Here is a 26,404-nt window from a genome sequence, read left to right on the forward strand (position 1 = left end):
GGGGCTTGGGGTTTTGGATATGACAATGATGCATATGCCGGACATCAAACGCTTTTGCCGAGAGTTTGTTGATCGCTGGAGCAGGGATCGCAATGGGGCGGCCATTGTCGAATTTGCCTTGGCCTTTCCCATCGTGATCGGTCTGACCATGGGAATTGTTGAAATGGGGCATATCGCTTTTGCCAATGCCACGCTTGAAGGATCGGTCCGGGAAGCCTCGCGCCGGGGGGTGACAGGGTTCGCGCCGGATAGCAGTTCCCGTGAAGACTATGTTCGCGGGCGAGTTATAGAATTGATGGAGAAATTTTCCCTCGATGGACCCGTAGAAATCAGCACCCAAACCTATGACAGTTTTGGCGATATTGGTGAGCCGGAACCGTTTGTCGATGATAATGCCAATGGCAGCTATGATGTGGGCGAATGTTTCTCCGACATCAATCAAAATGGTCAATGGGATTCGGATATGGGGATGGCCGGTCTTGGTGGTGCAGGGGCGATCGTGGTGTACACCGCCGATGTCAATCTTCGGCTTTTAACGCCCGCATTTGCTTGGTTCACCGGTTCTCAAAACGGGTCTGTTCGGCTGAGTGCATCCACAGCCGTGCGAAATGAGCCGTTCAGTCTCGTTCAACAAAATAATGCCGCAGGAGCGCCAACCATATGCAGTTAATGCAACTTTTGACGGTTCGTTTTTGGCGGCTCTGGGTGCAACGGAGCGGCTCGATCCTTGTGGAAACGGCGCTGGTGCTGCCCATTTTGCTGCTTTTATTGGCCGGGGCTTTTGAATTGGGGCGTTTCATGCTGGCAAATCAAAAGGTGTCGGCCTTGGCGGCTTCGATGGCGGATATGATCTCGCAGGCAGATCAAGGGATCAGCGAAAGCGAAATCAATGATGTTTTCGGTGCCATCGAACATGTGTCAAAGCCTTTTGATGTGGGCACCGATGGCCGGGTGATCGTTAGTGGCGTCATCGGGACCAGTGGAAATGGGAATGTGGTGAATTGGCAGCGCTGCGCAGGTGCCGAATTGGACGTGAGAAGCCAGATCGGTGCCCAAGGGGCGCGGAATGTCACTTTGCCTGGAAGCCTGGATTTGCTTGATGGGGACATGGCCATCGTGGCTGAAGCCTCGTTCAATTATGAACCGTGGATTTTCTTTGGATTCTTCGATCCCCAGACTTTGCGTTCCAGCGCCAGCTTCCGCCCAAGATTCGGAGCGATGGACACCGTCACCAATGATGCTCCGGCCAGCAGCTGCTAAGATCGGCTTTAAAAGCATGTATGCGAAGATGCGCAATTAACAACGCCTGAGACAGACCGGGAGAAATGGTGATGTCATCATGTGGCTGTGTACATATCTCGCCCAGCCTTATGGGTAAACAAATAATTTTACATAATATAAATTATGCGCTTTTTTCATATCCATAGATCCATGGGCGATCTGGCCCTCTTGCAGAATTCTATATTCTGTTTCAACGGCTTAAACGATGCATAAAAAAACGGCGCATTCCAAAATGAGAATGCGCCGTCGAGTTATCATGAAGCATGCAAGGTTAGGATCGTGTCTTTAATCGTCAGATCGTGTTTGTTTCAAACAGCTCAGGCCGCTTTTTGTGAATCATGGACGGATTGGATCAGATCGATAATCCGGCGACGCACGCGGTCGTCTCTTATCCCGATGAGGTTCTTCACCACGGCAAGAACTTGCGCATGGGATAAGATGTACGGATCAATGGCCGGGTTTCCCCTTAGCTGCGTCTCTTTCTCCATTTGTTCCAGATCCTCAAAAAAATATGAGATTGGAACATTCAAGGCAGCAGAAAGCTTAACCAGACGGCTAACCCCTACTCTGTTGAGTCCTTTTTCATATTTCTGGACTTGCTGAAAGCTAATCCCCAGCTTTTCGGCCAATTTCTGTTGCGTAAATCCGACAATCTTTCGTCGCTCCCGAATGCGACGTCCAACATAGGTATCAACGGGATCTCCTGATATCAAAACCTTGCTCCTTTGTTATCCCACGATTATGGGGTGCATTATTTGCACAGAATAATTCTGCAAATTTATCCTGAAAAAGCAAGCGTGACGGGAGGTGTTATGCTTAACGAATGTTAATAGAGATGTGTAATTGTCTGGAAAAAACGCTAAATAACGTCAAATAATTTATCTTTTTCGGATATAGTGAAATAATTATACAAATAACTATTATACAATTTTCTGATATTTATTTAATTTATATCTATTAACCATTAGATAATCTGGGCTTATATTTAAACTATGGTTTATTGCAGCGTCTTGAAGAAAAAAATCACAAGTTAAGGTGATTCTGAAGATATTACAGACAGGTTTGAGATGTTTGCCAATCCCCTATAAATTGACGGTCATATTTAGAACTTACCGCTTTTGGGGGCGGCACGGATCGGCTATCACGCGGCGTGGGACCGTATTTGCTGTTTGTATCAGCTGTCAGAGGAAAGCTCTGAAAATCCATCAAGGATAAAGGCCAATGAGCCCTTTGTTTATCATGATTGAATCCGTGGGAATTCTTGCATTTTCCCTGTCTGGCGCTCTTTCTGCCGCGCGCAAGGATATGGATATCTTCGGATTTGCGGTTCTTGCCCTGATGCCAGCCGTTGGCGGCGGCACATTACGAGATCTGGTTTTGGATGTTCCCGTTTTTTGGGTGGAAGATACGCGGCCAATCTGGATCACCGGTGTTGGCGTTCTTGCTGTCTATTTCGGGGAAAATTTCCTGAACAGTCGCCGCAAAGTGATTGTGTGGGCCGATGCTGTGGGGCTTGCCCTTTTCGCCGTTGCGGGGGCGCAAAAAGCCTATCTGGAGACTGGCGATCCGCTGATTTCTGTGATGATGGGCGTTGCGACCGCTGTAGCTGGCGGAATTATTCGGGATATCATAGCCAATGAAATTCCTTTGATCTTACAGCAAGAGGTCTATGCCACTGCGGCTTTTTGCGGCGCGTTCGTCTATATGGCCCTCACATTGGCGGGTTTTGACTTTATCTGGCTGCAGGATTTGGCTTTGCCGCAGGATTTATGGTCCGGGCCTTGGCCATCTGGTTTGGATGGAGTCTGCCAAAACGAAAGACCAGTCGCCCAAACTCTTGAATCCTGAGAAAAATTGTTCCCAAACAAGATCAGGATATGCCTTGAAAATTATAAAATACTTTTTCTTTTGTTTTATTTCTGTTTGCGCTACAAAAGCATAGGTGGGTTGATCATAAACGCAATAAAATGGCGTCGAATTTATGTTGAAAGGCCCCTTTTATCAAGGCTTTAAGAAGTTCTCCCTTTCTTTGGCGATAGATCCGGTTTCTGCTGAAAACTTGGATGAAAGTTGTCCAATGAGGCAGTTTTATCAATATTGGCATGAAATCGGAAAAGGCACCATTCCCACCCGAGCCGATTTTAATCCTGTCCGGGTTCCAGATGCCCTGCCCTGGGTGGTCATTTTTGAGCGGGAACTGGGCGCTGATGGCTCGCTGGATTATTTCCTTCGCTTGAAGGGGAGCGGCATCAGTTCGATCATGAAACATCATTGGAGTAATGAGCGTTTATCCAAGCAACTGAGTCCCGAAATATTTGCCCACCGCATCGCCGAATTCGAGACAGCCTTGAAAGAGGAATGCCCCCAATTCAGCGAGGGAAAATTAACGGTGGATGGCCGGGACTGGATTTTGGCCCGCGGTGTTTTTCCTTTTCGAAAAGATCCGGATGGCTATCAGATTTTCTTTATGGGCGTTCCACGAATAAAAAAATAACTAGCTTTTTTATAAAGACTTTTTAAAAAAATCTGTCCTACTTTCATGTCCTCTCGATGCGATTGGGTCGCGTGAGCAGAAGGGGGACATATTGTGGGCCATGGGACACATGTAAAAAACGGGCGGGAGGTGGTTTTGCGTTCAACATCAAGATCCCAAACGATATTGCCCACCATTTCCCCGCCAAAACGGGGCGGCCAAAATCTCATATCACCCTTGGATTGGGAACGCGGGATTATCAGCTTGCACTGAAAAAAGCCAAAGCGATGGCTTTACGGTGGAAAGCGGAATTCTCTCGATTGCGCGAACAGCCATATAGCGATCCCCTTTCCCCGGATCGGCTTTATGAGGAAAGCCTTACGGCTTATCTTGCGGGGCCTAATGAGGTTGCTGCAGAAGACAAAACCCTTGAAGAACGCCAAGCGGCGCTGAAACAAGAAGCGCTGGCCCTGCAACAGGAAATCGATCGCCGCGAGCTGGAAAGCTATGATCGCTTGCCGCCGGACCTGAAAGCACGGCTGGATGCGTTGGAAGATGCACGGCGGTCTTTGCGTGGGCAGGTGCCCAAAAATGCCGAAGCATATGAGCCAAATTTTGGCACCCTTGGTGAAAGCTGGCTTGAATATTGGGAGAAGATGGCCCGATCAGCAGGACGATCCACGCAAACCGCCCAACAATATGCACCGGCCATTCGGCTGTTTGCTGACTTTATCGGCCCCAAAACAATGCGGCAGATCACCCGGGAGGATGTGAGCTATTATGTGGATATTTTACAGACATTTGACCGGAATTGGGGGCGGTCGCGCGGCGTAAGCCAGTTGAATTTCTGGGATTTGAAAACGCGCTTCGCCCATGCGGAAAATCGCCTGACAGACCGCGTTGTGCGGCAGCATTTGCGGATATTATCCACGATATGGACCTGGGCCGATGGGCAGGGTTTATGCGCCAGTCACAATCCGTTTCATGGATTTTTGTCGCATTTTCACAATGCGGGCCTTCCGCAATTGGCGTGGCGTGATCAGGATATTGCCACACTTTTATCGCCGCCGCCCGCCTCTCTGGCCCTGCATGGGGCGATTATTTTGGCCTTATTCAGTGGTCTGCGTGCAATGGAAATTGCCGCCCTTCGTTGGCAAGATCTGCAATGGGTGGATGATACGCCTGTGCTGCACATCCGTTCACTGAAGCCCAAGGCGCATGAGCGTATCGTGCCGTTGCATCCGCGATTGCAATGGCTTTGGGAACAGGCATCAAGGCAAAAGCAGGACGCATTGATATGGCCGGAGTTTTCAGGAAAAGGCGCCGTTTTGTCCAAAACATTTGGTGGACATAAGCGCGGCCGCGGTTTTGTTTCTCGCCAAAGGAGTTTCCAGTCTTTTCGCAAAACAGTGACAGAAGCTCTTCAAAAACAACATATTTCTTCCGACGAGATAAGATATATTCTCGGCCTATCCCCGCAAAGCTTAGGGGCCGGTTTATCGTCCATGCCGCCCCTGCCCCTGGCGCGCTGCCATGAGACTATTCAAGCCATCGATTATCCTGATATTGATCCGGCCTGCTTTCGCCCCAAGCTGGGATAGCCCTTTGGGTCAGTTCATCTGTTTTTCAATTGGGCCGGTCTAGCGGCTTACATAATGCGATAGAGCTTTTAGCGATTAACAAAAGTTCGCCATTTTCCACGCGGAAGGGCAAGAACAGCTTATCGTCGTTCAAAAGGTCGGAGACACGCTCGCCGCGCCCCAAAAACACATGGCCACTTAATTGGGAGCCATCGGCCAAAACCAACTCCACGTCCATTGCGGCTTTGGAGATGCTCTTACGTTGCCGGGCTTCTTGTGTCGGATCAAAATCTGTGACGGTCATTGTAAAAGCTCTTCTAAATTGCGGCCAAGGCCAGCTTCACGCACCCGCTTGGCACAGCGGAATGGCAGGCCGCTATATTCATATGTGCCTGTCACTGAATTCGATTGTTCGTTTTCTGAATATTCAAAATTATAAAGGGATTGGGTGGTGATAACGTCCCCTTCCATGCCAATCACTTCCACGATATCTGTTACCCGTCGCTTTCCATCGCGCATCCGTTTCACTTGAATAACGATATCGATGGTTTCGCTGATTTGCTGGCGTACTGCCCGCGTGGGAAAGTTCGGATTGCCCATGGCCACCAGATTTTCCATACGGGAAATGGCTTCACGCGGGCGGTTGGCGTGCAAGGTGCACATGCCGCCATCATGGCCGGTATTAAAGGCCTGAAGCATATCAAAGCACTCTTTCCCGCGAACTTCGCCTAAAATAATGCGGTCCGGGCGCATTCGCAGGGCATTCACCAAAAGATCGCTGATGGTTACCTGGCCTGCGCCTTCAAGATTGGCCGGCCGCGTTTCCAAAGGCACCACATGGGGCTGGCGCAGTTGCAATTCTGCGGCATCTTCAATGGTTACAATACGTTCGCCGGGGTCGATATATTGCGACAAGGCATTGAGCATGGTGGTTTTTCCCGACCCCGTACCGCCTGAAATAACGATATTGAGCCGGGCATGGGTGGCGATTTGCATGAATCGGGCCATGGCTTCAGACAAGCTTCCCCGCGCCACCAGATCCGGCAATTCCATACGGTTTTTGCTAAATTTCCGGATGGAAATGGAGGGCCCGCGTAAGGCCAAAGGTGGCACAATCACATTGACGCGGCTGCCATCGGGCAAGCGGGCATCTGCCATGGGGGTGGTCATATCCACCCGGCGGCCCACCCAGTTGCAGATCTTGTTGGCGATTTGAAGAATATGCTCATTATCGCGAAAGGTAACATCGGATATTTCCAGCTTCCCTTCCCGTTCCGCATAGACCTGATCCGGCGCATTGACCAAAATATCATTGACTCTGGAATCAGCCAAAAGCGGCTCCAAGGGGCCAAAACCGACGATTTCATCCAAAAGAGCACGCCGCAAATAGCCCAATTCCTTGTTGTTGAGCATGATCTTGCGTTCGGCGGTGGTGGATAAAACGATGGGTTCCAAAGCTTCCAGCAGTTCTTCCCGCGTTAAACCCACCAAGGCTTTTCCATCGATCTGATCCAAAACGACAGGGAGAATTTCGTCTTTGATCTTGGTGAGATTGTCGGTGCTATAAAGCTCTGTCACACGCTCTTTGTCCGGCATTGGACCGGGCTTCTTGGCTGGAGCCTGTGTCTGCGCCATCTGGGGGGAGCGACCAGTGGGTTCATGGCCTTTTTCTGCCTGTTCCTCAGGGAAGGAAGGGGCGTTGGTCGCCATGTCTGAAGTTTCGGATGGAGAAAAAGCGGATATGTCTTCTTGTATGCCTTGGGGGGATGAAGTGTCGTCCTGTGGTGTTCCATAAGATGGACGCGCCACAGCCTGACTGGCAGATCGGTTAAGATAGCGCACTGGCCGTGTCCGCGACAGCGCATCTGCAAGTGAAGACGGTCCCCTATTCCCAAAAACTGCTGATTTTATCCCTTTGGATTGCACCGCCATATGATCCCCCATGATCAGTTTCAGGGGAAATTATGCACATAATCAGTAAAGGTAGTGTTTATGGAAATGAAACATAATGTAATATAGAGATTGTAGAGCTCTATAATCAAATAGAGACACAGCCTCCCCTAATAGATGTTTTTTGTCATCAAGCTTTTTGAAACGATTTCATAAACATCTTTGGAAAGACCATCGACGTTCAACAGGGTTTCCAATTGTTTGCGCATCAGCCCTGCCCGCACCGGGTCATAGCGCTCATGCCGGATCAGCGGCAAAACCAGCCGGGCGGCGGTTTGCGGGTTCAATTGGTCCACTTGTTTCACGATATCGCCAAGAAAGGCATATCCCTCCCCGGTGACGGCGTGAAAACGCAGTTGATTGCCGGATGCAAAACTGCCCACCAAAGCCCGCAGGCGATTGGGATTGCGCAACGAAAAAGCGCTATGATTTCTCAGGTTTTTTACATTTTCCAGAGTGTCAGGCTTGTCGGACAAAGCTTGCAAGGCAAACCATTTGTCGATGGCCAGATCTTCCGTCTCGAAACGTTCATAAAAATCTGCCAAAGCCGCATCGCGTGCGGCATCATCCGTACCGTTCACAAGAACCTGCAAGGCAGCCAAGCGATCCGTCATATTATTGGCCTGCGCATAATGGATGCGCGCCGTCTCGTTATCTCCAAGGGCGGCAAGATAGGTAAGCGCAACATTTTTAAGGGCACGACGGGATTTCTGCTCAGGAGAAAGCCCAAAAGCGGTGTCTGTCATTTCCTGATACAACCTGCGCCAGTGGCTTTCCAAAGCGTGGGCCAAAACATGGCGCAAATGGGTGCGCGCTTGATGGATGGCATCCACGGTCACCACATCCATCATCTGCCCGATATAGGCTTCTCCGGGGAGTGTCATCAATTCTGCTGCAAAAGCCGGATCGGATTGCGCGCCTTCCAGAATTTTCCCACAGGCGTCGATCAAGTCTTGGCCAACCGCTAAAGGCTGCCCCGCTTCCACTGCTTTCACAAGATCCAGCAGTGTTTCAATCATCACATCCTGACAAGCTTCCCAGCGGGCGAAGGGATCACTGTCATGGGCGGTTAAAAACAATTTATCGGCACGATTGAGACTGGTTTTCATGGTTACAGGTGCCGAAAAACCGCGGAGCAAGCTGGGAATGGGCCGAGAGCCAAGGCCGCTGAATTGATAGCGATTATCCGCGTGGCGCACATGCAACAACCAGCCGGCGTCATGACGTGCCCCCTCGCCCGCCACAAGCTCTGCATCCATTTCTTGCCCATTGGGACCAATCAGCCCCAAAAGAAAAGGCATATGCATGGGGGATTTTTCGGTTTGCCCCGGCGTTTGTGGAACAGATTGTTTGATGTGCAGCTCGTAACGGCCTGTGCTTTCCTCCCAATGATCCTCAATGGTCAATTCGGGTGTGCCGGCCTGCGCATACCATAGGCGGAATTGCCCCAGATCGGCTCCATTGGCATCTTCCATGGCCGCAACGAAATCATCACAGGTCACCGCTTGGCCATCATGACGCTGGAAATAAAGATCCATGCCTCGCCGAAAGCCTTCCACGCCCAAAAGCCGGTGCATCATACGGATGACTTCGGCCCCTTTATTATACACCGTGACAGTATAGAAGTTATTGATTTCTATATAGCTATCGGGGCGAATGGGATGCGCTAGAGGGCCTGCATCTTCAGGGAACTGAAACGCCCGCAAGGTTTTTACATCATGGATCCGTTTGATGGCCCGGCTGGCTTGATCTGCGGAATATTCCTGATCTCGGAAGACTGTCAGCCCCTCTTTCAAAGAAAGTTGGAACCAATCCCGGCACGTCACGCGGTTGCCTGTCCAGTTATGGAAATATTCATGGGCGATCACCCCTTCCACATTATCAAAGTCTGTATCCGTGGCGATCTGGGGGGCGGCAAGAACATATTTGGTATTGAAGATATTGAGGCTTTTGTTCTCCATCGCCCCCATATTGAAATCCGAAACGGCAACGATATTGTAGATATCCAGATCATATTCCAGCCCATACACCTCTTCGTCCCAGCGCATGGCGCGTTTCAGGCTGTCCATGGCATGCTGGCATTTGGGAAGATCGCGGGCTTTCGCATAGATATGGAGCGCCACGGTGCGGCCGGAGCGGGTCGTGAACTGGTCGCTCAACACACCAAGGTCACCGGCCACCAAAGCAAACAGATAGGCCGGTTTTTTAAACGGATCTTCCCATACAGCGAAATGACGCCCCGCCCCCAGATCGCCCTGTTCGATCCGGTTTCCGTTGGACAGCAAAACCGGATAGGCTGCCTTGTCCGCCTCGATACGCACCGTAAATCGGGTCATTACATCGGGGCGGTCGGGAAAAAAGGTGATATTGCGAAATCCTTGCGCTTCGCATTGGGTGCAGAAATTTCCGCCCGATTTATAAAGCCCTTCCAGCCGTGCATTGTTTTGCGGCTCGATTTCAACTTCGATTTCCAGAACGCCGGATGCGGGCATATGCTTGATGGTAAGCTGTTCACCAACCCGGCTTATGCGCCCGGCCGGAAGCGGGATGCCATCCAGCTTGATCGAAAGCAAACCCATCTGGGGATCGCCGTCCAAAACAAGATCCGGCACATTTTCCGACTGCCGGACCACTGTCATGGTGGATAAAACCCGCGTGCCTTTCTCTCGAAGATCAAAGCAAAGCGCCATGCTTTCGATCGCAAAGGCAGGCGCTTCATAATCTTTTAGAAAAATGGTCTGTGGTTGGGCATGATCCAGCGACATGAAGGCACCTGTTTTAATCATCAAGAAGAACAAGGGCGCCACATTAGAGAGCACCCCCAGCAAGAGCAAGGGCTTGGCTCATAGTCAGATCCTTGGCATAATCGGGGGCGCAAACACTGCACATGCCGCCGGAGCATGGGTCCGGCATCTTCAGGAAAACAGGATATAAGACGATGGCGACCGGAACGGTGAAATGGTTCAACACATCAAAAGGCTTCGGATTTATTGCGTCTCAGGACTTTCCAAAAGATGTGTTCGTGCACATTACCGCCGTCAAAAATGCAGGGCTTGAAACACTGGAAGAAGGGCAAATGGTGGAATTTGACGCAGAGCCCGATCGTAAAGACCCGTCACGCATCTCTGCCCAGAATCTTAAGGCGATATAATATCTGAATGGGGGGCCGCCGATCAGCTTTTCTTATAGGTTTCGATGGCCTTTTGTAGAGATTTCCGAAGTTGCTGGCCAATCTCGCCCCCTTCGCCTTTTACCCGCCCTTTGATCACGGCGCGCATGGCATCCACATGGGATTTCACCAATTCGACCATTTTATCGTCGATATCGGTTTTGATGGATGTGAAGTTGGAAAGGGAATCCGCGAAACTGGTGATCAGAGGATAGCCAAAGGTGCCGCCCTGCCCCTTCATATCATGGGCAATGCGGTGAATTTCTTCGAAGAAATCCTTGCGGTCTTCCGGTGTATCAACGCAGCGGACATGTTGTTCCGCCAGTTTCGTGATAAGGCCAGAGACCCAATCGGGATAATCTTCGGAAAGCGTTTCCAAAGCTTTTTCAGCCTTTTCCATGGCTTCTGGAGAAATGCCCCCCTTGCCGCCACCCAGACCATGGGTTTTTTCCTTCAACCGGTTTCTGAACCGATAAAAGCGCACAATCGTGGGGGCTTTTTTTTCTTCATTAGCCACGCACAATCTCCACGCCGGGGCTTTTGTCCGTCAACACACGCCGGTCCTCGAAATCGATATCTGCCTGTCTGCGGCGTCTGTCCGGCCCGAAATAGCTACGCGTATGCACAAATTGCCGTTGGCGCTCAATGATGGAAATCAGCTTATTTCCGATAGCCTGAATGGTAAAGGGCTTGGCCAGAAATTCGGTAACACCCATATCGCGGGCTTCCTGAACCCGTTTTGGTTCGGAAAAGCCGGTAATCATGATGAACGGGATGAAGCGATCCGGGCTTTCCTTATGACGACGCGCCCAGCGCAGCAAGATCATGCCATCAACCGGCGACATCTGCCAATTGGACATGACGATATCGACTTCTTGCGTGCCGACCTTCATCGGATCTTCTTTGACCTGCTTTAGAAAATTAATGGCTTCGCCACCATCTTCAACGGCAAACACTTTTCCAACGCCAAGAATTCTCAAGGAATTGATCAATAAGGATCGAATGAACAAACTGTCTTCGACAATCAGAACGCTCAATCTTTCGAAATCATAGTCTGCCATTTCAGTCTCTTCAGTGATCTCCAGATGTGTATAAAGACCGCGATAAGGTAAATTTTTCAATAAAAAAGCAAAGGGTTATCTTGCGATTGTCGATTTGAGTCGGGCAATTTCCTGCCGTAAGGCGCACCGATGGGCTTCATAATCCTTGGGCTCGGCCTTTTCCGCTGTTTGTGCAAGCAAGGCTAAGGGTTTGGCGCCAATGGATCGCGCTGCCCCTTTCAGCCGGTGAAGGGCCGTTCGCCAGTCTTGTGGGGAGGATGTTTCAAGGGCTGCAAAATAATTCGGCGCATTTTTTATAAAAATATCTATGACTTCATCCTGCAACGCCTTGTCACCGCCAGTAAAATTGTCAAGATGGGTGTGATCGATGGGAGAGGGATGGTGTGGCATGGGGTCATTTTCCAGATATACGCCGTAGCGTTGGTTCAATGATAACCTGACCTTCATATGTCTCCGTGTAAATACTGACCATGATACCGTGCTATATTTGATGCGCCTGCAAGGGTTTGTCGGGAAGTCTAATGAACGCTAAACTGGATTTTCAACCACCGCCACAAGAGAAAACAACTGCGCCCATGCAAACAGCAGGGCCGGCAGCATCCTTTGGCAGACGGCTATGGCCCTTTGCCTTTGCTGCTGTGTTGAGCACCTTATGGGTGATGGCGGCAGGCTATGCGGCCATGCGCGCCGGGCTTTTCAATCCGGATAATCCGCTGCAATTAGTGGACCTTGCCGCTTTGATCGCGGGTGTTCTTACGCCCTTGGCTATTGTGTGGCTTATTGCTTTGGTATTCCAGCGCACCGATCCCTTGCTTGAGCGACGTCTGGAAATTGCACAAGATATGGACCGCGCCCTTGCGCCCATCGAGCATGCGGAAAAGCGTCTCGACCAGCTTTTGGTCCGTGTTCGCCATGATATGGATCATGTGGAAGCGGCTGTGGATTTGGCGGCCAGCCGTATTGATAGCCTTGAAGGCCGCTTCAAAAGCGAGATTGCCGATCTGTTTTCCGTCACGGCAGATGCCGAAGCCAAAGCGGCCTCCATTCAGGATATGTTCCGGCGCGAGCGGGAAGCTCTTGGCCAATTGGATGAACAGGTAACGCAACGCTTGCGTCAATCGGAAGAAACGGCAGACAGCTTTTCCGAACGGGTCATAAAGGCAGCCGGTGCCGCCGGAGATGCCGTGGATAAAGCGTCCGGGACCTTGGATGATCGCGGCCAGTCCCTGATTGCTTCAGCCGAACAGGCGGCGGCCGATTTGAAAGAAGCCGAAGCCGCCCTTGGGGATCGTTTGACAGCACTGGATGACCTGTCCCGCTTGCTTGATGCCCGCTTCAACGGCATGAGCCACGATATTTCCACTCAGCTTGACCGCTTCAAACAGCGCATGGCTGAACTGGATCAACTTGATGGACAGCTTACGCAAACATTGGAAGAGCGTCATAGCCGCCTTGCCTATCTTGCGGAATCCTCTGAAAGCGATGCCCAGCGTGTGACCCAGGCATTGGAGAAAAGCAGCGACCTTTTGAACGACAGGGCGCAAGAGGCGTTGAACCGCAGCGAAGATGCGGGCCGCGAGATCGAGCGCCAAGCCCAGGAACTGGATCGCATCATTGGCAGCACATTGGAACGGGCGCAGGAAAGTTTCCGGGGGCTTTCGGAAAATCTGGCCCTGCAAGCCCATGAGGCCGACACGATTTCCAAACAACAAGCCGATGAGGCTTTGGATCGGGTAAAAGCCGCCCTATCGGGCTTTGAAGCGCAGCTTGCCGCGTTTGACGACAAAGCCAATGAAGCAGGGATGCGCATTGCCGAGCGGATTTCGCATCTGAAATCCAATTTCGATGATGAAGCGGGGGCCGTCGAACATCGTGCCGCCCGCAGTGTGGAAGAATTGAACCGTCTTGCGGCGATGCTTGCGGATCAGGCGGAAATGGTTGCCTCCGCCGCAGGAGATGCGGCGCAAAATATGGGCGAAGCGGGAGAACGCATGGATGAACGCACCGCCAATCTTGGGCAAGTGCTGGAAGATATGCGCCAACGCATTGATGAAGTTACCGCCCGTCTGGAAGAAGAGCGCGGGGCCTTGGCCGCCACTTCAGAGGCCAGCGCCAACACCGTTTTGGAAGCCGCAGATCGCTTCCGCACGCAATCCGACGATCTGAGCCGCCATGCCGAAGCCACATCCGAACGGGTTTTGGCCAGCAGCGAAAATCTTTCGACGGAAATCGCACGTATCGATCAACAAGGGCGCGGCGCAACGCAAGCATTGGAGCAATCATTACAAAGCCTGAAAGCCGAAGGCAGCGGCTTGATGGAAACGCTGGAACGGTCTTCAGAGTCCTTGGGGCAGGCCGCCACAGCCTTTGGCGGCGAACGGGAGCGTATCCTGAACGATACCGCAGATGCCGCCAAGAATTTGCACGAAGCCGCGGAAAAAGTGGGGCAAAAAGCCGAACAGATGCGCACAGCCGGAGGAGAAACCGGCGACCATCTGAACGCCATCGCCAGCCGCTTTTCTGGCGCTGCGGAGAAAATCATGGAAGCGGCCCGCGCCGCTGAGACCAGCGCCAAAACATCCGGTCAGGAGTTCGAGCAAACCTTGTCTGTTGCCATTACCCGCGGGCTTCGGGAAGTGGGGCAATCCATGGATACGCTCAACACCATGTTCGATGCGGAAGTGCGCGATCTGGAAAACCACATCACCCAGACCATCAATAAAACGGTCAATGCCTTGCGCGAGGCTTCGGCTCAGGCGGGCGATGAAAGCGAGCGTATGGCGCACCGCCTTGCCGAACAGTCGGACAAACTGATTCACAAGGCCAATAGCTTTCTCAGCAAATCCGAAGAGGTGGAGCGGCGTATTCTGGCCTCGTCACGCGATGAATTCGTGCGCACATCTTCCTTGCTGATCGAAAGTCTCCAATCTGCCTCTGTGGATATTGATAAAATTCTGGAAGCTGAAGTGCCCGACGATGTATGGCAAAAATATCTGTCGGGCGATCGGTCCATCTTTTCGCGGCGCACCGTTCGTTTGGCCGACCGCACCACCCGCCAACGCATCATAAGGATGTTTGAAACGGATCGGGAATTCCGCGATACGGTCTTGAAATTCTTCCGGGATTTTGAGGCCTTGATGGAACAGGTCGGAAGCCGCGACAAACATAGTGCGTTATCTGTCACTCTTATTTCGTCCGAGATGGGAAAGCTGTATGTTTTGCTTGCTCAATCTTTGAAGAAAATCCAGTAAGTCTTTATAAGAGAGTAAATTTATGGGGATCACTGCCAGACCGTTCTGGCTTGGGGCCATTTTGGCGGGGATGTTGGGAGCCTGCTCCTCCGAGCAATCACCGGAAACAGATAAAGCATCCGCCGAACTATCGGACAGGCCAATTGTTCAATGGCGGATGGCCTCCACCTATCCTTCAAGCCTGATTATTTTGGGCACCATGGGAAAGCGGGTGGAAAGCCTTGCCCGTGATATTTCTGGCGGCAGCATTGATATACGCTTTTATGAGCCGGGGGCGCTGGCCCCGCCCTTTGAAATTTTTGACGCCATATCTTATGGAGCTTTGGAAGCGGGATGGTCCACACCGGGATATTGGGCCGGGCGCGAACCGGCTTTGCAATTATTCTCGGCCCTGCCCTTTGGCCCATCTGCGGAAGAATATCTGGCATGGTTCGATTATGGCGGTGGCCGCGCTCTTTATGAGAAACTCTATCACCGTCACAATATCCACGGCCTGATTTGCGGGATTTCTCCGCCCGAAGCTGCGGGCTGGTATAAAAAGCCGATCAACAAGGTCGAAGACTTCAAGGGCCTTAAAATCCGGTTTTTCGGGTTGGGCGGCAAGGTTCTGGAAAAACTTGGCGCTTCTGTGCAGCTTTTATCTGGCGGCGATATTTTCCCGGCATTGGAACTTGGGACCATTGACGGCACAGAATTTTCCGTTCCCGCCGTTGATCTGAAGATGGGCTTTTATCAGGCGGCGAAGCATTATTATTTCCCCGGTTGGCATCAGCAGAGCACGTTTTTTGAGCTGATGATCAATCTGGACCAATGGAACGCGTTGAACGCCACCCAACAAGCGCAAATCGAAGCCGTCTGTTCCAGCAATATCCGCTATGGCCTTTCACAAGGGGAGGCTTTGCAGATCGATGCCATGCGCGAACTGAGCGAAAAGGGCGTGGAATTTCATAAATTCTCGCCAGAAATTCTGGAGGCTTTGGAAACAGCCTGGGGCGAGGTCGCCGACGAACTCTCGGCCTCCAATGCCGATTTCGCTACCGGATGGGAGAGCCTGCGCCAGTTCCGCGCCGGACATCGGGTGTGGCGTGAACGCGGATATCTAAAGCAATGACGGGGATGGAACGCACTTTGCGGATTGCCCGGTCCCTTGAATATATCGTCACGATCATTGGCCGGATGGCAGGATGGTTGATCCCCGCATTGATGTTCGTGATCGTGATGGATGTGGTGTTGCGGCACTGGTTCGTGATCGGCTCTACCGCACTACAAGAACTGGAATGGCACCTTCATGGCGCCTTGTTTTTATTGGCCTTGGGATATGCCTATTTCAAAAACGCCCATGTGCGGATCGAAATTTTCTACGAACGGTGGTCCGTCAGAACACGGGCATGGGTCGAGCTTTGGGGAATCATATTGATGATGCTGCCCTATTGTGCGGCCATTTTGTGGTTTGCCTCCGATTATGCAGCCCGGGCGTTTCTTGTGGGGGAATCCAGCCCCTCGCCTGCCGGTTTGCCCGATAGATGGATCATCAAATCCACTCTGGTTTTGGGATTTGCGGTGCTTGGCCTTGCGGGCATTTCTCGCGGATTGACTCTGATGGTGTTTTTATTCGGCCCGAAATCCTTGGCCCAGCATTGCGGTTTTCCCCATCAAGGGGCTGGCCCTTATGATGAAACCGATCTCCAGACCGAAGATGCACGGCCATGATCATCGAAATCCTGCCTTTGTTGATGTTTTTAGTGCTGGCCGCCTTGCTGTTTACGGGCTTTCCTGTGGCCTTTGTTCTGGGCGGTGTGGGCCTTGCTTTTTGGCTGTTGGCGGTGGCTTTGGGGATTGAAAATCCCTTGAGCTTTTTTCTGGTGGTGGGCCGGATTTTCGGCGGAGTGGTGGATAATCTCACCTTGGTCGCCATTCCCATGTTCATTTTTATGGGCACCCTTTTGGAAAAAAGCGGTGTGGCCCGCGATCTGTTATCGGCCTTGCAGGTGCTGACACGAAAGATTCCCGGCGGGCTTGCGCTGTCTGTTACCCTGATCGGGGTTGTGATGGCGGCCACCACCGGAATTATCGGCGCAAGTGTGGTGATGATGACCGTTCTGGCCTTGCCGGTGATGATCGACCGTGGCTATGACAAAGCGTTGGCCAGTGGCACCATTGCCGCTTCGGGGACGCTGGGTATTCTTGTGCCGCCGTCGATCATGCTGGTGGTTATGGCGGACTTGCTGTCCACCTCTGTCGGTGGGCTTTTTATGGCAGCCTTGTTGCCCGGCTTGTTGTTATCCACGCTGTATCTGCTGTGGATTATTGCACGTACGGCGATTTCCCCGCAGCTTGCCCCTGCTCTGCCCAAATCCGAAGGGCCGCGCTCATTGCTGGCGCTGTCGGGTTTGATGATCCGCAGTTTTTTGCCGCCGGTTTTGCTGATTGCCCTTGTGCTCGGCTCCATATTTGGCGGCTATGCCACGCCAACCGAAGCCAGTGGAATCGGCGCAGCGGGGGCCTTGGTTCTGGCTCTTTTGCGGAAAAATTTCCGGTGGAAAACCTTTCTGGAAAGCCTTGACCAGTCCACACTGACAAGCGCCATGCTGTTTGGAATTTTTGTAGGGGCCACAGCCTTTTCTTATGTCTTTGCCTTGCTGGGCGGCCATGATCTGATCGTCGGATTTGTGGATAGTCTTGATGTTGGGCCATGGGGCATTTTGTTTGTACTGATGGCCATCGTGTTTATTTTGGGATTCTTTTTCGATTGGATCGAGATCACCTTGATTGTGTTGCCTGTGTTTGCACCGGTGATCAAGGCGCTGGATTTTGCAGGCCATGTCCCCTTCCCTGAACTGACCATCACATGGTTCGCAGTGCTGGTTGCGGTGAATTTGCAGACCAGCTTCTTGACGCCACCTTTTGGTTTCGCACTGTTTTATCTGAAAGGTGTGGCCCCCAGATCGGTACGCATCCAGCATATTTATAAAGGCGTTATCCCCTTCATTATCTTGCAGATTTTGGCTCTTGGGGCGGTGATGGCGTGGCCCGATATAGCCTTATGGCTGCCCTCTCGCATGCAATAGGGTAAAATACGTCCTGTGCGCGCCTTTGCACTTTGCCTATAAGGCTCATCCGTTCTTTCCGCAAAAGACAAGGAGTTCCCTGATGGAGCGTGTGATCAACCGCCGCGACCTTTCGTTTCAGCTTTATGACGTGCTTGATGTGGCTTCCTTGTCGGCCTATCCGCGTTTTTCAGAGCACGACAAAGCCAGCTATGAAGCCGTGATCGATGCTGCCGAACGGTTGGCCATGGATAAATTCGCCGATCACGCCCACAAGGCCGATGAGAACGAGCCTCAATATGAAAATGGCCGGGTGGTGATGATCCCGGAAGTGAAAGAGGCGCTCTCCCATTATCTGGCCGGTGGCTTCCATCTGGCCCACCGCGATGAATCCGAAGGCGGGATGCAGTTGCCTTTGGTCATAAGCCAGGCGATCGCGGCGATTTTCACCGGAGCCAACGCATCCACCACGGCCTATCCGTTTCTGACCATCGCTGCGGCCAATCTTCTGAGCGCCTATGCCTCTGATGACCAGAAAGAGCAATTCTTGAAACCCATGCTGGAAGGCCGCTTTTTCGGCACCATGTGCCTGTCGGAACCGCAAGCGGGATCGTCTTTGGCGGATATTCGCACCAAGGCCACGCCGTTATCCGATGGCAGCTATGCCATTAAAGGCACCAAGATGTGGATTTCTGCTGGTGACCATGATCTGGCAGAAAATATCGTGCATCTGGTCTTGGCGAAAATCCCCGGAGGACCGGAAGGGGTGAAGGGTATTTCGCTCTTCATCGTGCCCAAATATCAAGTGGATCATGAAGGCCGTGTGGGTGAAAGCAATGATGTGGCTTTGGCGGGCCTCAATCACAAGATGGGCTATCGCGGCACCACCAATTGCATGCTGAATTTTGGTGAGAATGATGCCTGCCGTGGCTATCTGGTGGGCGTTGTGCATCATGGTCTTGGCTACATGTTCCATATGATGAATGAAGCCCGCATCGGCGTTGGCCTTGGGGCGACGATGATGGGCTATGCGGGGTATCTGGCATCGCTGGATTACGCGAAACAGCGTCCGCAAGGCCGTCCGGTGGATGCCAAAGATCCCGCAAGCCCGCCGGTTCCCATCATTGCCCATGCGGATGTGCGGCGCATGTTGCTGGCACAAAAATCCTATGTGGAAGGGGCGCTGTCGCTGTGCCTTTATTGCGCACGGTTGCTGGATGAAGCGCAGCAAACCGAAGATGCCGACACAAAAAAACGCAATCTTTTGCTGCTTGATCTCTTGACCCCCATTGCCAAGGCGTGGCCTTCGGAATTTTGTCTGGAAGCCAATAAGCTGGGGATCCAGGTTCTGGGGGGCTATGGCTACACCCGCGATTATCCTCTGGAGCGGCTCTACCGCGACAATCGCCTCAACCCCATCCATGAAGGCACCAATGGTATCCAGAGCCTTGATCTTTTGGGCCGCAAGGTTATGGCGGAAAAGGGACTGGCCTTTCGGTTGATGATGGAGCGCATCGGGGACGCCATTGGCGAGGCCAAGGCCCATCCGGTTCTGGAAGAACAGGTTGCGGCCATGCAAGGGGCTGTGGATCTGCTGTCCCGTGTGACGGTGAAGCTGGTGACCGCCGCCCATGAAGGAAAAACCGAAGCCTTTCTTGCCAATTCCCATGAATATCTTTTGCTGATGGGCCATGTGGTGATGGCATGGATGTGGTTGCGCCAAGCAACGGTTGCTGCGGCAAAAATCACCGATGCGGTGGGCGATGACCGGAGCTTTTTTGCCGGGAAATTAATGGCGGCACGGTATTTCTTCATCCATGAATTACCCAAGACCGGCCCACAAGCCGCTTTGCTGGCTTCGTTGGATACGACAGTGCTTGATATGCCCAATGAAGGCTTCTGAGCAGCCCGAAAGATCAGACATGAAAAACCGGGGAGATTTCCCCGGTTTTTATCTGAGCGTCTATCAGCTTTTAGACCAGCCGGCTTTGCTTCAAGGCAGCGCCGATAAAGCTGGCAAACAGCGGATGCGGATCAAAGGGCTTTGATTTCAGCTCTGGATGGAACTGTACACCAATATACCAGGGATGATCCGACAACTCGACAATTTCCGGCAGATTGCTGTCCGGTGACAAGCCAGAGAACACCAATCCAGCCTCTTCAAGCTGGCTGCGATAGGAAATGTTCACTTCATAACGATGGCGATGACGCTCGGAAATCCGGTCTGTGCCATAGATCTTTTGAACATGGCTGCCGGCGGTGAGTTTTGCGGGATAAGCACCCAAACGCATCGTTCCGCCTAAATCCATATCGGATTCGCGGATTTCGATCCCCGCTTCCGTGGCCCATTCTGTTAGCAGGCCTACAACCGGAACCTTTGGCGTGCCGAATTCTGTGGACCCTGCTCCTTCCAGTCCGGCCATATTCCGGGCGGCTTCCACCACGGCCATTTGCATCCCGAGGCAAATGCCAAAGAAGGGGATATTATGTTCACGGGCAAAGCGGGCTGCCGCAATTTTCCCTTCGGTGCCGCGTTGGCCAAATCCGCCGGGCACCAAAATACCGTGTACATCTTCCAGACGATGGATGGCATCGGGCTGTTCAAACAACTCGGCTTCAATCCATTCGATCTTCACATTCACACGATTGGCGATCCCGCCATGCACCAGAGATTCGCTTAAAGACTTATAGGCATCTTTAAGGCCGGTATATTTCCCGACGATGGCGATTTTCACTTCGCCTTCGGGGTTTTTAAGATTTTTGACAATGTCGTTCCAGCGGCTCAGGTCCACAGGTTGCTCGGCAGGCAAGCCGAAAACTTTCAGAACTTCATCATCCAGCCCTTCCCCATGATAGGCGATGGGCACTTCATAAATGGACGAGACATCAAGGGCCTGGATCACCGCCGATTTCGCAACATTACAAAACAGCGCGATCTTGTGGCGCTCGCCCAGCGGAATCGGTTGTTCCGCCCGGCACACCAGAATATCCGGCGAGATACCAATGCCGCGCAATTCCTTCACGGAATGTTGGGTCGGTTTGGTTTTCAACTCGCCCGCCGCTTTGATGAACGGCACCAATGTCAAATGAATGAAGCAGCTTTGGCCGCGATCCAGATCGGTGCCCAATTGACGGATCGCCTCCATGAATGGAAGGCTTTCGATATCGCCCACCGTACCGCCGATTTCACACAGCACGAAATCAATGCCATCGGTTTGTGCGAGCACGAAATCCTTGATAGCGTCGGTCACATGGGGAATCACCTGCACGGTGCCGCCCAAATAATCCCCGCGCCGTTCTTTCGTCAGAATATCCTGATAGATTCGGCCCGATGTGACATTATCGGTGGTGCGTGAAGGCACACCGGTAAAACGCTCATAATGGCCCAAATCCAGATCGGTTTCTGCCCCATCATCGGTGACATAAACCTCGCCATGCTGATAAGGCTCATGGTGCCCGGATCCACATTCAAATATGGATCGAGCTTGCGCAGCCGCACAGTATAACCGCGCGCCTGAAGCAGTGTTCCCAATGCAGCGGATAACAGCCCCTTGCCAAGCGAGGAAACCACACCGCCGGTGATGAAAATATACCGGGTCATGGACATGCACTATAGTTGACTATTGGCAAAGCAACAGTCTTGGATTTCAGATGATTTTGGGTAACACTGGTCGTCCGCTCCGGATTTTCCATCAAGAGCGCACCATTGCTTTGTCCCTCAATCGGGAATCGGAACCGTTGGGGTTTCCGGCTGCGACGCTTCGATATTGGTTTCATCGAGCACCGAACTGCTTTCACGCCCTTGCCCGGCCAAAATCGCCAGCGTCAAGCTGGTGAGCAGGAAACCTGCGGCAAGAAAAGACGTGGCTTTTGTGAGAAGGTCGGCGGCACCGCGGGCCGACATCATTCCACCAGCATTGCCCCCCATGCCCAGACCGCCCCCTTCGGAACGCTGCAGCAAGATCACGCCCACAAGGGCGATGGCGATGGCCAAATGGATAATGAGAAGAACAACTTGCATCTTATCGTTACCATACGGATTGAATGCGAAATGCACCGTCCCAGGATGTTGCCCGTCGGTGCGTTGAGGGCCTGTCTAGCGCAGCCGCCCCAAAATGACCAGTGCGAAGTTTACACTTGGGAAAAACTGTCCTTTAATTGCTGCGATAGGCATCAAGAATTCCATTGAAATCCAAGGCCTTAAGGCTTGCCCCTCCGACAAGGGCCCCATTCACATTGGGAACCGCCATTAATGTATGCGCGTTGCTGGCCTTCACCGAGCTCCATAAAGAATGCGCATTTGATCGCCCAAAGCAAAGCGGTCTGCCAGATGGTCGCGGATGGTCTGGTGCATCATTGCCACGTCTTCGGGTTTCGGGATGCGCCCGGTGCCAATGGCCCAGATAGGCTCATAGGCAATGACAGTATTGGACGCCGTGGCACCATCAGGAACGGAATGGGCCAATTGGTCGAGCACAATCTTTTCTGCCCAGCCTGCATCGCGCTGCGATATGGTTTCCCCCACACAGATGATGGCGCTCAGAGTCGCATTGTGGGCAGCAAGGGCCTTTTCACGCACCTGTTCGCTGGTTTCATTATGATCCTCGCGGCGTTCGGAATGTCCAACGATCACATAACGCGCGCCGAGATCCGCCAACATTTTTGCCGAAATATCGCCGGTATACGCGCCTTTTTCCCGGGAATGGCAATCCTGGGCCCCAACGCTTACGGGGCCGCCGCGTACCATGGCAGTCATCGGGTGAATCAGCGTGGTGGGCGGGCATAAAAGCACCTCGGCCTGCGCCGGGTTTTCCGTTAACAAGGCTTGCAAATGCCGGGCCTCCTCCAGATCTTTCAAAAGACCGTGCATTTTCCAGTTTCCGGCGACAAGCGGTGTAATTATTGGCAAGGCCATGGTCGTTCTTTCCCGATTTCAGAGTGGAATTCACGATTAAGAGCATATTTTGGCAGATTATCCTTGCGGATACCTCTAGCAGCACCATAAGAAAACGCCAAGATCGGTGCACATTTGCTTTTATGGCGGCAAGCGATAAGATGCGCCGCCGCCTGCTCTTATGGCAGATGTGCGACATATTCATTTCGGAGCGAGATACAGTTCATGCTCAGCGCAATTCGAGGCACTTTGTTCATTTGTCGTCCTGACACTTTTGGGACTTTTGATCGCCAGTTTCGCCCTTTGGGGCATTCCCGACCTATTTTCCAATACCGGCGGACGCGCGGTGGTCACCATTGGCGATCAAGAGATCGATGTGGTTGAATTCGATCGGGCCTATGGCCAGCGTCTTCGCCAGATGGAAGCGCAGTTCGGGCAGGTGATCGACCGTGAACAGGCGGCGGCCATTGGCATCCCTCAGCAGGTGCTGCAACAACTGGTATCCGAACGCAGTTTCAATATGCATGCCAAAGAGCTTGGTTTGCGGGGCAGCAATCGGCAGGTGGTGACCACCATCCATGAGGTGGAAGCCTTTGAGGGCTTTGACGGACGCTTTGACCGCACGGCCTATGAAAACCAACTGGCCCAAGCCGGTGTGACACCCGGTGAATTTGAAACATCCTTGCGCAATGATCTGATGCGTCGCCAGTTGGTCGAGGCTTTGGTGGCCGCCAAGCCGGCCCCCGACACCCTTGCCGAATCCTTGTTCCGCTATCGCAATGAAAGCCGCAAAGCGACGATCCTGAGCGTATCTGCGCAAGAGGTGGGAACCATAGACTTGCCCACAGAAGATGAACTGCGCGCCGCTTTCGAGGTTGAAAAAGGGCGTTTCATGACCCCGGCTTATAAAATGGTGGCCGTGGCGGAAATTTCTCCCGCATCTGTCGCCAAGCCCGATGAGGTGACGGACGAGGAGCTGGAAGAAGGCTATGCGGCCCGTTTGGCAGAATTTCAAACGCCGGAACTGCGCGATGTCGATCTGGTTTCCTTTGGCGTAAACGATAAGGAATTGGCTGAAACATTCGTATCCCGCATTGAAGCAGGCGAGCCTTCGACACTGTTTTGAGCGATATGACGGATTTCCAGCCGGATGAAATCGCGCTTGGCGATATGAGCCATAGCGATATCGAGCAAGATTATAATACCAAAGTGGCCGATGCGGTGTTTGCTCTGACAGAACCGGGCCTCAGCGCGCCCGCCCAAAGCGTGTTTGGCTGGCATATCTTCCGTGTTCGCGGAATTACCGAGCCGGTCAACCGTCCGCTGGATCAGGTGGCCAATATCTTGCGCCAGGAAATTGCCGAAGAAAAAGCCCTTGATGCGGTGTATGATGTCTCCGTTGAGGCAGAAGAAATGTTGGCACGCGGTGCGGGCTTGCAAGAAATCGCCACCAATCTTCAGCTTGTTTTTGAACAGGCCACTGTTTCGAGAGAAGGTCTGTTGCAAACGGGCGGCGTTGTACAAGGGGCGATTTCCCGCCATTTGTCGGATGTCTGGGCGCTTGAAATCGACGAACCCGTCATGCTGGAGCCAACCGATGATGGCGGCTTTACCTTGATGGATGTCACCGATGAAATCCCACCGCAGCAGCGCCCCTTTATCGAGGTGCAAGACCAGCTCCGTGAGAATTTGATCGCTGAACGCCAGCTTGCCAAAGCCGGGGAAAAGGCTGAAGAGCTTGCCCAATCCTTGCGGTCGGGCGAACCGATTGCGACTTTGGCCGAAACGGCAGGTGCGGATCTGTTGGAAACCGATTGGATCACCCGTTCCGGCATTGGCCGGTCCAATCAGGTGGCGCCGATTGTGGGCCGCTTGATGTTCCAGATGGCCGTGGGTGATGTGGCTGTGGAACGCGCCGCATCGGGCGATGGCTATGTGGTGGTGCGCCTTGATGATAAAAAACCGGGCAATCCGCAAACCGATGCTGCTGAATATGAAGCCCTTCTGGATAGCCTGGGCACAGCCATGCTCAATGATGCACTGGTGCAATATGAAAGCGCCTTACGCAAAGACTATGGCGTTGAGGTGAATACCAATTTGTTGCAACAAGTGATCAATCCGCAGGGGGCGCTCTAGGTGCTTGATGTCTTTCCGTCGCAGCCAAAGGCACAAACGCTTTACGACAACGGCACCGCGCAGGTTCTTTCCACCCGGTTGGTTGCAGATCTTGAAACACCTATTTCCGCCTATTTGAAGCTGACAGGCGGACAATCGGGCAGTTTCTTGCTGGAATCGGTGGAAGGCGGCGCTGTGCGGGGCCGCTATACCATCATCGGTTTTGCCCCGGATATTCTGTGGCGTTGCACGGGCAACAAGGCAGAGATCGCCCATCTTCAGGAAGGTCTGGCAGCCAAGGACGCTGTGTTTGAAACACAAGATCTGGATGCCCTGCCCGCCTTGCGCCAGCTTTTACGCAGTTCGTTGATCGATCTGCCCGAAGATCTGCCGCCCATGGCTGCGGGCCTTGTGGGCTATATGGGCTATGACATGGTGCGCCTGATGGAAGACCTTGGGCCGGGCAATCCCGATCCCTATGGCCTTCCCTCCGCTTTGTTCGTGCGTCCCACCGTGATGGCGATTTTCGATTCCGTTACCGATCGCATCACCCTTGTCACGCCAATCCGCCCCAAGGCCGGTATATCGGCGGCCGAGGCTTATGAACGCGGTGTCGAGCGGCTTCAATCCGCTGTCACGGCCTTGGAACGGCCCCTCCCCATGATAGATGTGGCCGAAGATCAGCCCGCATCCGATGGACCGGCGGATATCACCAGCCATACAGGACTTGAGCGCTATCGGGAGATGGTAGCCTCTGCCAAGGAGCATATGGCTGCTGGCGATATTTTTCAGGTGGTTCTGGCCCAGCGTTTTTCGGTGCCTTTCACCCTGCCGCCCTTTGCCCTGTATCGCACTTTACGGCGCTTGAATCCGTCGCCATTTCTTTATTTCCTGAATTTCGATGAAGCCGCCTTGGTGGGATCGTCGCCGGAAATTCTGGTGCGGTTGCGCGATAACGAAGTCACCATTCGCCCCATTGCCGGCACCCGCCCGCGCGGGAAAGACGCACAAGAAGATGAAGCGCTGGCCGCCGATCTGTTGGCCGATCCCAAAGAACTGTCCGAGCATTTGATGTTGCTCGATCTGGGGCGCAATGATGTGGGGCGCGTGTCGATCCCCGGCAGTGTTCAGGTGACACAACGCAATCTCGTCGAGAAATATTCCCATGTGATGCATATCGTGTCCAATGTAACCGGCACACTGGATTCCGATCATTATGATGCCGTGGCCGCCCTGGAAGCAGGATTCCCGGCCGGAACGGTTTCCGGAGCGCCTAAAATCCGTGCCATGGAAATCATCGATGAACTGGAAAGCGAAGGCCGCGGCCCCTATGCCGGTGCTGTTGGCTATTTCGCGGCAAATGGCAGCATGGACACCTGCATTGTCTTAAGAACGGCGGTGGTAAAAGATGGCACCATGCATGTTCATGCGGGCGCCGGGCTTGTGGCCGATAGCGTGCCGGAATCGGAACATCTGGAATGTGAAAACAAGGCGCGTGCCTTGTTCCGCGCCGCTGAAGAAGCCGTACATTTTGCCGCCAGGCCGGGGCGCGGCCCAAAGCTGAGCTGAGACTCGTTTTTCTT

Annotated in this window: 22 protein-coding genes and 2 pseudogenes; 14 read left to right on the top strand and 10 right to left on the bottom strand. The window is 52.8% G+C overall.

Going from position 1 to position 26,404, the window contains the following annotated elements:
- Positions 1 to 19 precede the first annotated feature (19 nt).
- Positions 20 to 670, top strand: a complete 651-nt coding sequence (locus tag JCM17844_RS01900; RefSeq protein ID WP_149999390.1) for a TadE/TadG family type IV pilus assembly protein — start codon at positions 20 to 22, stop codon at positions 668 to 670.
- Positions 661 to 1,260 carry a TadE/TadG family type IV pilus assembly protein gene (locus JCM17844_RS01905; RefSeq protein WP_149999391.1) on the top strand — a complete coding sequence of 200 codons (600 nt, stop codon included), beginning with the start codon at positions 661 to 663 and terminating at the stop codon, positions 1,258 to 1,260. Before JCM17844_RS01900 ends, JCM17844_RS01905 begins: the two co-directional genes overlap by 10 nt.
- 338 nt (positions 1,261 to 1,598) lie before the next feature.
- On the opposite strand, the gene JCM17844_RS01910 is transcribed toward JCM17844_RS01905, so the two are convergent.
- Positions 1,599 to 1,994 (bottom strand): helix-turn-helix domain-containing protein, encoded by a 396-nt coding sequence (locus tag JCM17844_RS01910; protein ID WP_149999392.1) that lies wholly within the window; start codon positions 1,992 to 1,994, stop codon positions 1,599 to 1,601.
- Positions 1,995 to 2,502: 508 nt separating this feature from the next.
- On the opposite strand from JCM17844_RS01910, the gene JCM17844_RS01915 reads away from it, so the two are divergent.
- The 3 genes from JCM17844_RS01915 to JCM17844_RS01925 all read left to right on the top strand — a co-directional run bounded on the left by JCM17844_RS01915 (position 2,503) and on the right by JCM17844_RS01925 (position 5,355).
- Positions 2,503 to 3,129: a trimeric intracellular cation channel family protein gene (locus JCM17844_RS01915; RefSeq protein WP_149999393.1), complete on the top strand. Its 627-nt coding sequence runs from the start codon at positions 2,503 to 2,505 to the stop codon at positions 3,127 to 3,129.
- A gap of 133 nt (positions 3,130 to 3,262) precedes the next feature.
- Positions 3,263 to 3,775 carry a PAS domain-containing protein gene (locus tag JCM17844_RS01920; protein WP_149999394.1) on the top strand — a complete coding sequence of 171 codons (513 nt, stop codon included), beginning with the start codon at positions 3,263 to 3,265 and terminating at the stop codon, positions 3,773 to 3,775.
- A gap of 56 nt (positions 3,776 to 3,831) precedes the next feature.
- Positions 3,832 to 5,355 carry a DUF6538 domain-containing protein gene (locus JCM17844_RS01925; protein WP_149999395.1) on the top strand — a complete coding sequence of 508 codons (1,524 nt, stop codon included), beginning with the start codon at positions 3,832 to 3,834 and terminating at the stop codon, positions 5,353 to 5,355.
- Between the two features lie 25 nt (positions 5,356 to 5,380).
- Here JCM17844_RS01925 and JCM17844_RS01930 read toward each other — a convergent pair whose 3' ends face one another.
- The 3 genes from JCM17844_RS01930 to pepN all read right to left on the bottom strand — a co-directional run bounded on the left by JCM17844_RS01930 (position 5,381) and on the right by pepN (position 10,049).
- Positions 5,381 to 5,638, bottom strand: a complete 258-nt coding sequence (locus JCM17844_RS01930; RefSeq protein ID WP_149999396.1) for a DUF6812 domain-containing protein — start codon at positions 5,636 to 5,638, stop codon at positions 5,381 to 5,383.
- Positions 5,635 to 7,044 (bottom strand): TadA family conjugal transfer-associated ATPase, encoded by a 1,410-nt coding sequence (locus JCM17844_RS01935; RefSeq protein WP_149999397.1) that lies wholly within the window; start codon positions 7,042 to 7,044, stop codon positions 5,635 to 5,637. The genes JCM17844_RS01930 and JCM17844_RS01935 overlap by 4 nt, the downstream gene beginning before the upstream one ends.
- Before the next feature lie 350 nt (positions 7,045 to 7,394).
- Positions 7,395 to 10,049 (bottom strand): aminopeptidase N, encoded by a 2,655-nt coding sequence (pepN, locus tag JCM17844_RS01940; protein ID WP_210431166.1) that lies wholly within the window; start codon positions 10,047 to 10,049, stop codon positions 7,395 to 7,397.
- A 173-nt stretch (positions 10,050 to 10,222) separates the two neighbouring features.
- On the opposite strand from pepN, the gene JCM17844_RS01945 reads away from it, so the two are divergent.
- A complete protein-coding gene (locus tag JCM17844_RS01945) occupies positions 10,223 to 10,435 on the top strand; it encodes a cold-shock protein (RefSeq protein WP_149999398.1) in 213 nt (70 codons plus the stop codon).
- 22 nt (positions 10,436 to 10,457) lie between these two features.
- On the opposite strand, the gene JCM17844_RS01950 is transcribed toward JCM17844_RS01945, so the two are convergent.
- The 3 genes from JCM17844_RS01950 to JCM17844_RS17055 all read right to left on the bottom strand — a co-directional run bounded on the left by JCM17844_RS01950 (position 10,458) and on the right by JCM17844_RS17055 (position 11,961).
- On the bottom strand, positions 10,458 to 10,970 hold the full coding sequence (locus JCM17844_RS01950) for an Hpt domain-containing protein (RefSeq protein WP_149999399.1): 513 nt from the start codon (positions 10,968 to 10,970) through the stop codon (positions 10,458 to 10,460).
- Positions 10,963 to 11,514, bottom strand: coding sequence for a response regulator (locus JCM17844_RS01955; RefSeq protein WP_149999400.1), 552 nt, complete (start codon positions 11,512 to 11,514; stop codon positions 10,963 to 10,965). The genes JCM17844_RS01950 and JCM17844_RS01955 overlap by 8 nt, the downstream gene beginning before the upstream one ends.
- A gap of 75 nt (positions 11,515 to 11,589) precedes the next feature.
- Complete coding sequence (locus JCM17844_RS17055) at positions 11,590 to 11,961, bottom strand: Hpt domain-containing protein (RefSeq protein WP_149999401.1); 372 nt, start codon at positions 11,959 to 11,961, stop codon at positions 11,590 to 11,592.
- 74 nt (positions 11,962 to 12,035) lie between these two features.
- Between JCM17844_RS17055 and JCM17844_RS01965 the strand changes: the two genes are divergently transcribed.
- From JCM17844_RS01965 to JCM17844_RS01985, 5 genes are all read left to right on the top strand, one after another.
- Entirely contained in the window at positions 12,036 to 14,765 is a 2,730-nt protein-coding gene (locus JCM17844_RS01965; protein ID WP_149999402.1) for a coiled-coil domain-containing protein, read from the top strand.
- A gap of 22 nt (positions 14,766 to 14,787) precedes the next feature.
- The gene (locus JCM17844_RS01970; protein ID WP_210431168.1) at positions 14,788 to 15,876 is read left to right on the top strand and encodes a TRAP transporter substrate-binding protein; all 1,089 of its coding nucleotides are present in this window, start codon (positions 14,788 to 14,790) and stop codon (positions 15,874 to 15,876) included.
- A gap of 5 nt (positions 15,877 to 15,881) precedes the next feature.
- On the top strand, positions 15,882 to 16,475 hold the full coding sequence (locus JCM17844_RS01975; protein ID WP_149999403.1) for a TRAP transporter small permease subunit: 594 nt from the start codon (positions 15,882 to 15,884) through the stop codon (positions 16,473 to 16,475).
- Positions 16,472 to 17,833, top strand: a complete 1,362-nt coding sequence (locus JCM17844_RS01980) for a TRAP transporter large permease (protein ID WP_149999404.1) — start codon at positions 16,472 to 16,474, stop codon at positions 17,831 to 17,833. The genes JCM17844_RS01975 and JCM17844_RS01980 overlap by 4 nt, the downstream gene beginning before the upstream one ends.
- Positions 17,834 to 17,912: 79 nt before the next feature.
- Entirely contained in the window at positions 17,913 to 19,715 is a 1,803-nt protein-coding gene (locus tag JCM17844_RS01985; RefSeq protein WP_149999582.1) for an acyl-CoA dehydrogenase, read from the top strand.
- A 70-nt stretch (positions 19,716 to 19,785) separates the two neighbouring features.
- On the opposite strand, the pseudogene pyrG reads toward JCM17844_RS01985, so the two are convergent.
- The 3 genes and pseudogenes from pyrG to tpiA all read right to left on the bottom strand — a co-directional run bounded on the left by pyrG (position 19,786) and on the right by tpiA (position 22,727).
- Positions 19,786 to 21,413 (bottom strand): annotated as a pseudogene (gene pyrG / locus JCM17844_RS01990) (CTP synthase).
- Between the two features lie 117 nt (positions 21,414 to 21,530).
- Entirely contained in the window at positions 21,531 to 21,833 is a 303-nt protein-coding gene (gene secG / locus JCM17844_RS01995; protein ID WP_149999405.1) for a preprotein translocase subunit SecG, read from the bottom strand.
- A gap of 133 nt (positions 21,834 to 21,966) precedes the next feature.
- Positions 21,967 to 22,727, bottom strand: a pseudogene (gene tpiA, locus JCM17844_RS02000) (triose-phosphate isomerase).
- 160 nt (positions 22,728 to 22,887) lie between these two features.
- Between tpiA and JCM17844_RS02005 the strand changes: the two are divergent.
- The 3 genes from JCM17844_RS02005 to trpE are packed head-to-tail and all read left to right on the top strand — an operon-like array spanning position 22,888 to position 26,390.
- Positions 22,888 to 23,832: a SurA N-terminal domain-containing protein gene (locus JCM17844_RS02005; protein ID WP_149999406.1), complete on the top strand. Its 945-nt coding sequence runs from the start codon at positions 22,888 to 22,890 to the stop codon at positions 23,830 to 23,832.
- A 5-nt stretch (positions 23,833 to 23,837) separates the two neighbouring features.
- The gene (locus JCM17844_RS02010; protein ID WP_235898888.1) at positions 23,838 to 24,842 is read left to right on the top strand and encodes a peptidylprolyl isomerase; all 1,005 of its coding nucleotides are present in this window, start codon (positions 23,838 to 23,840) and stop codon (positions 24,840 to 24,842) included.
- On the top strand, positions 24,843 to 26,390 hold the full coding sequence (gene trpE, locus JCM17844_RS02015; RefSeq protein ID WP_149999408.1) for an anthranilate synthase component I: 1,548 nt from the start codon (positions 24,843 to 24,845) through the stop codon (positions 26,388 to 26,390).
- Positions 26,391 to 26,404 lie beyond the last annotated feature (14 nt).

Source organism: Iodidimonas gelatinilytica (genome assembly GCF_008579125.1).
In the GTDB taxonomy this organism is placed as follows: Bacteria; Pseudomonadota; Alphaproteobacteria; order Sphingomonadales; family Rhodothalassiaceae; genus Iodidimonas; species Iodidimonas muriae.

What these genes read in the sequence shown, in the direction of transcription:
- JCM17844_RS01900 (WP_149999390.1), top strand. Translation starts at nt 20, where the DNA reads ATGACAATGATGCATATGCCGGACATCAAACGCTTTTGCCGAGAGTTT.
- JCM17844_RS01905 (WP_149999391.1), top strand. Translation starts at nt 661, where the DNA reads ATGCAGTTAATGCAACTTTTGACGGTTCGTTTTTGGCGGCTCTGGGTG.
- JCM17844_RS01915 (WP_149999393.1), top strand. Translation starts at nt 2,503, where the DNA reads ATGAGCCCTTTGTTTATCATGATTGAATCCGTGGGAATTCTTGCATTT.
- JCM17844_RS01920 (WP_149999394.1), top strand. Translation starts at nt 3,263, where the DNA reads ATGTTGAAAGGCCCCTTTTATCAAGGCTTTAAGAAGTTCTCCCTTTCT.
- JCM17844_RS01925 (WP_149999395.1), top strand. Translation starts at nt 3,832, where the DNA reads ATGCGATTGGGTCGCGTGAGCAGAAGGGGGACATATTGTGGGCCATGG.
- JCM17844_RS01930 (WP_149999396.1), bottom strand. Translation starts at nt 5,638, where the DNA reads ATGACCGTCACAGATTTTGATCCGACACAAGAAGCCCGGCAACGTAAG.
- JCM17844_RS01935 (WP_149999397.1), bottom strand. Translation starts at nt 7,044, where the DNA reads ATGGCGACCAACGCCCCTTCCTTCCCTGAGGAACAGGCAGAAAAAGGC.
- pepN (WP_210431166.1), bottom strand. Translation starts at nt 10,049, where the DNA reads ATGTCGCTGGATCATGCCCAACCACAGACCATTTTTCTAAAAGATTAT.
- JCM17844_RS01945 (WP_149999398.1), top strand. Translation starts at nt 10,223, where the DNA reads ATGGCGACCGGAACGGTGAAATGGTTCAACACATCAAAAGGCTTCGGA.
- JCM17844_RS01955 (WP_149999400.1), bottom strand. Translation starts at nt 11,514, where the DNA reads ATGGCAGACTATGATTTCGAAAGATTGAGCGTTCTGATTGTCGAAGAC.
- JCM17844_RS17055 (WP_149999401.1), bottom strand. Translation starts at nt 11,961, where the DNA reads ATGAAGGTCAGGTTATCATTGAACCAACGCTACGGCGTATATCTGGAA.
- JCM17844_RS01965 (WP_149999402.1), top strand. Translation starts at nt 12,036, where the DNA reads ATGAACGCTAAACTGGATTTTCAACCACCGCCACAAGAGAAAACAACT.
- JCM17844_RS01970 (WP_210431168.1), top strand. Translation starts at nt 14,788, where the DNA reads ATGGGGATCACTGCCAGACCGTTCTGGCTTGGGGCCATTTTGGCGGGG.
- JCM17844_RS01975 (WP_149999403.1), top strand. Translation starts at nt 15,882, where the DNA reads ATGGAACGCACTTTGCGGATTGCCCGGTCCCTTGAATATATCGTCACG.
- JCM17844_RS01980 (WP_149999404.1), top strand. Translation starts at nt 16,472, where the DNA reads ATGATCATCGAAATCCTGCCTTTGTTGATGTTTTTAGTGCTGGCCGCC.
- secG (WP_149999405.1), bottom strand. Translation starts at nt 21,833, where the DNA reads ATGCAAGTTGTTCTTCTCATTATCCATTTGGCCATCGCCATCGCCCTT.
- JCM17844_RS02005 (WP_149999406.1), top strand. Translation starts at nt 22,888, where the DNA reads ATGGCAGATGTGCGACATATTCATTTCGGAGCGAGATACAGTTCATGC.
- JCM17844_RS02010 (WP_235898888.1), top strand. Translation starts at nt 23,838, where the DNA reads ATGACGGATTTCCAGCCGGATGAAATCGCGCTTGGCGATATGAGCCAT.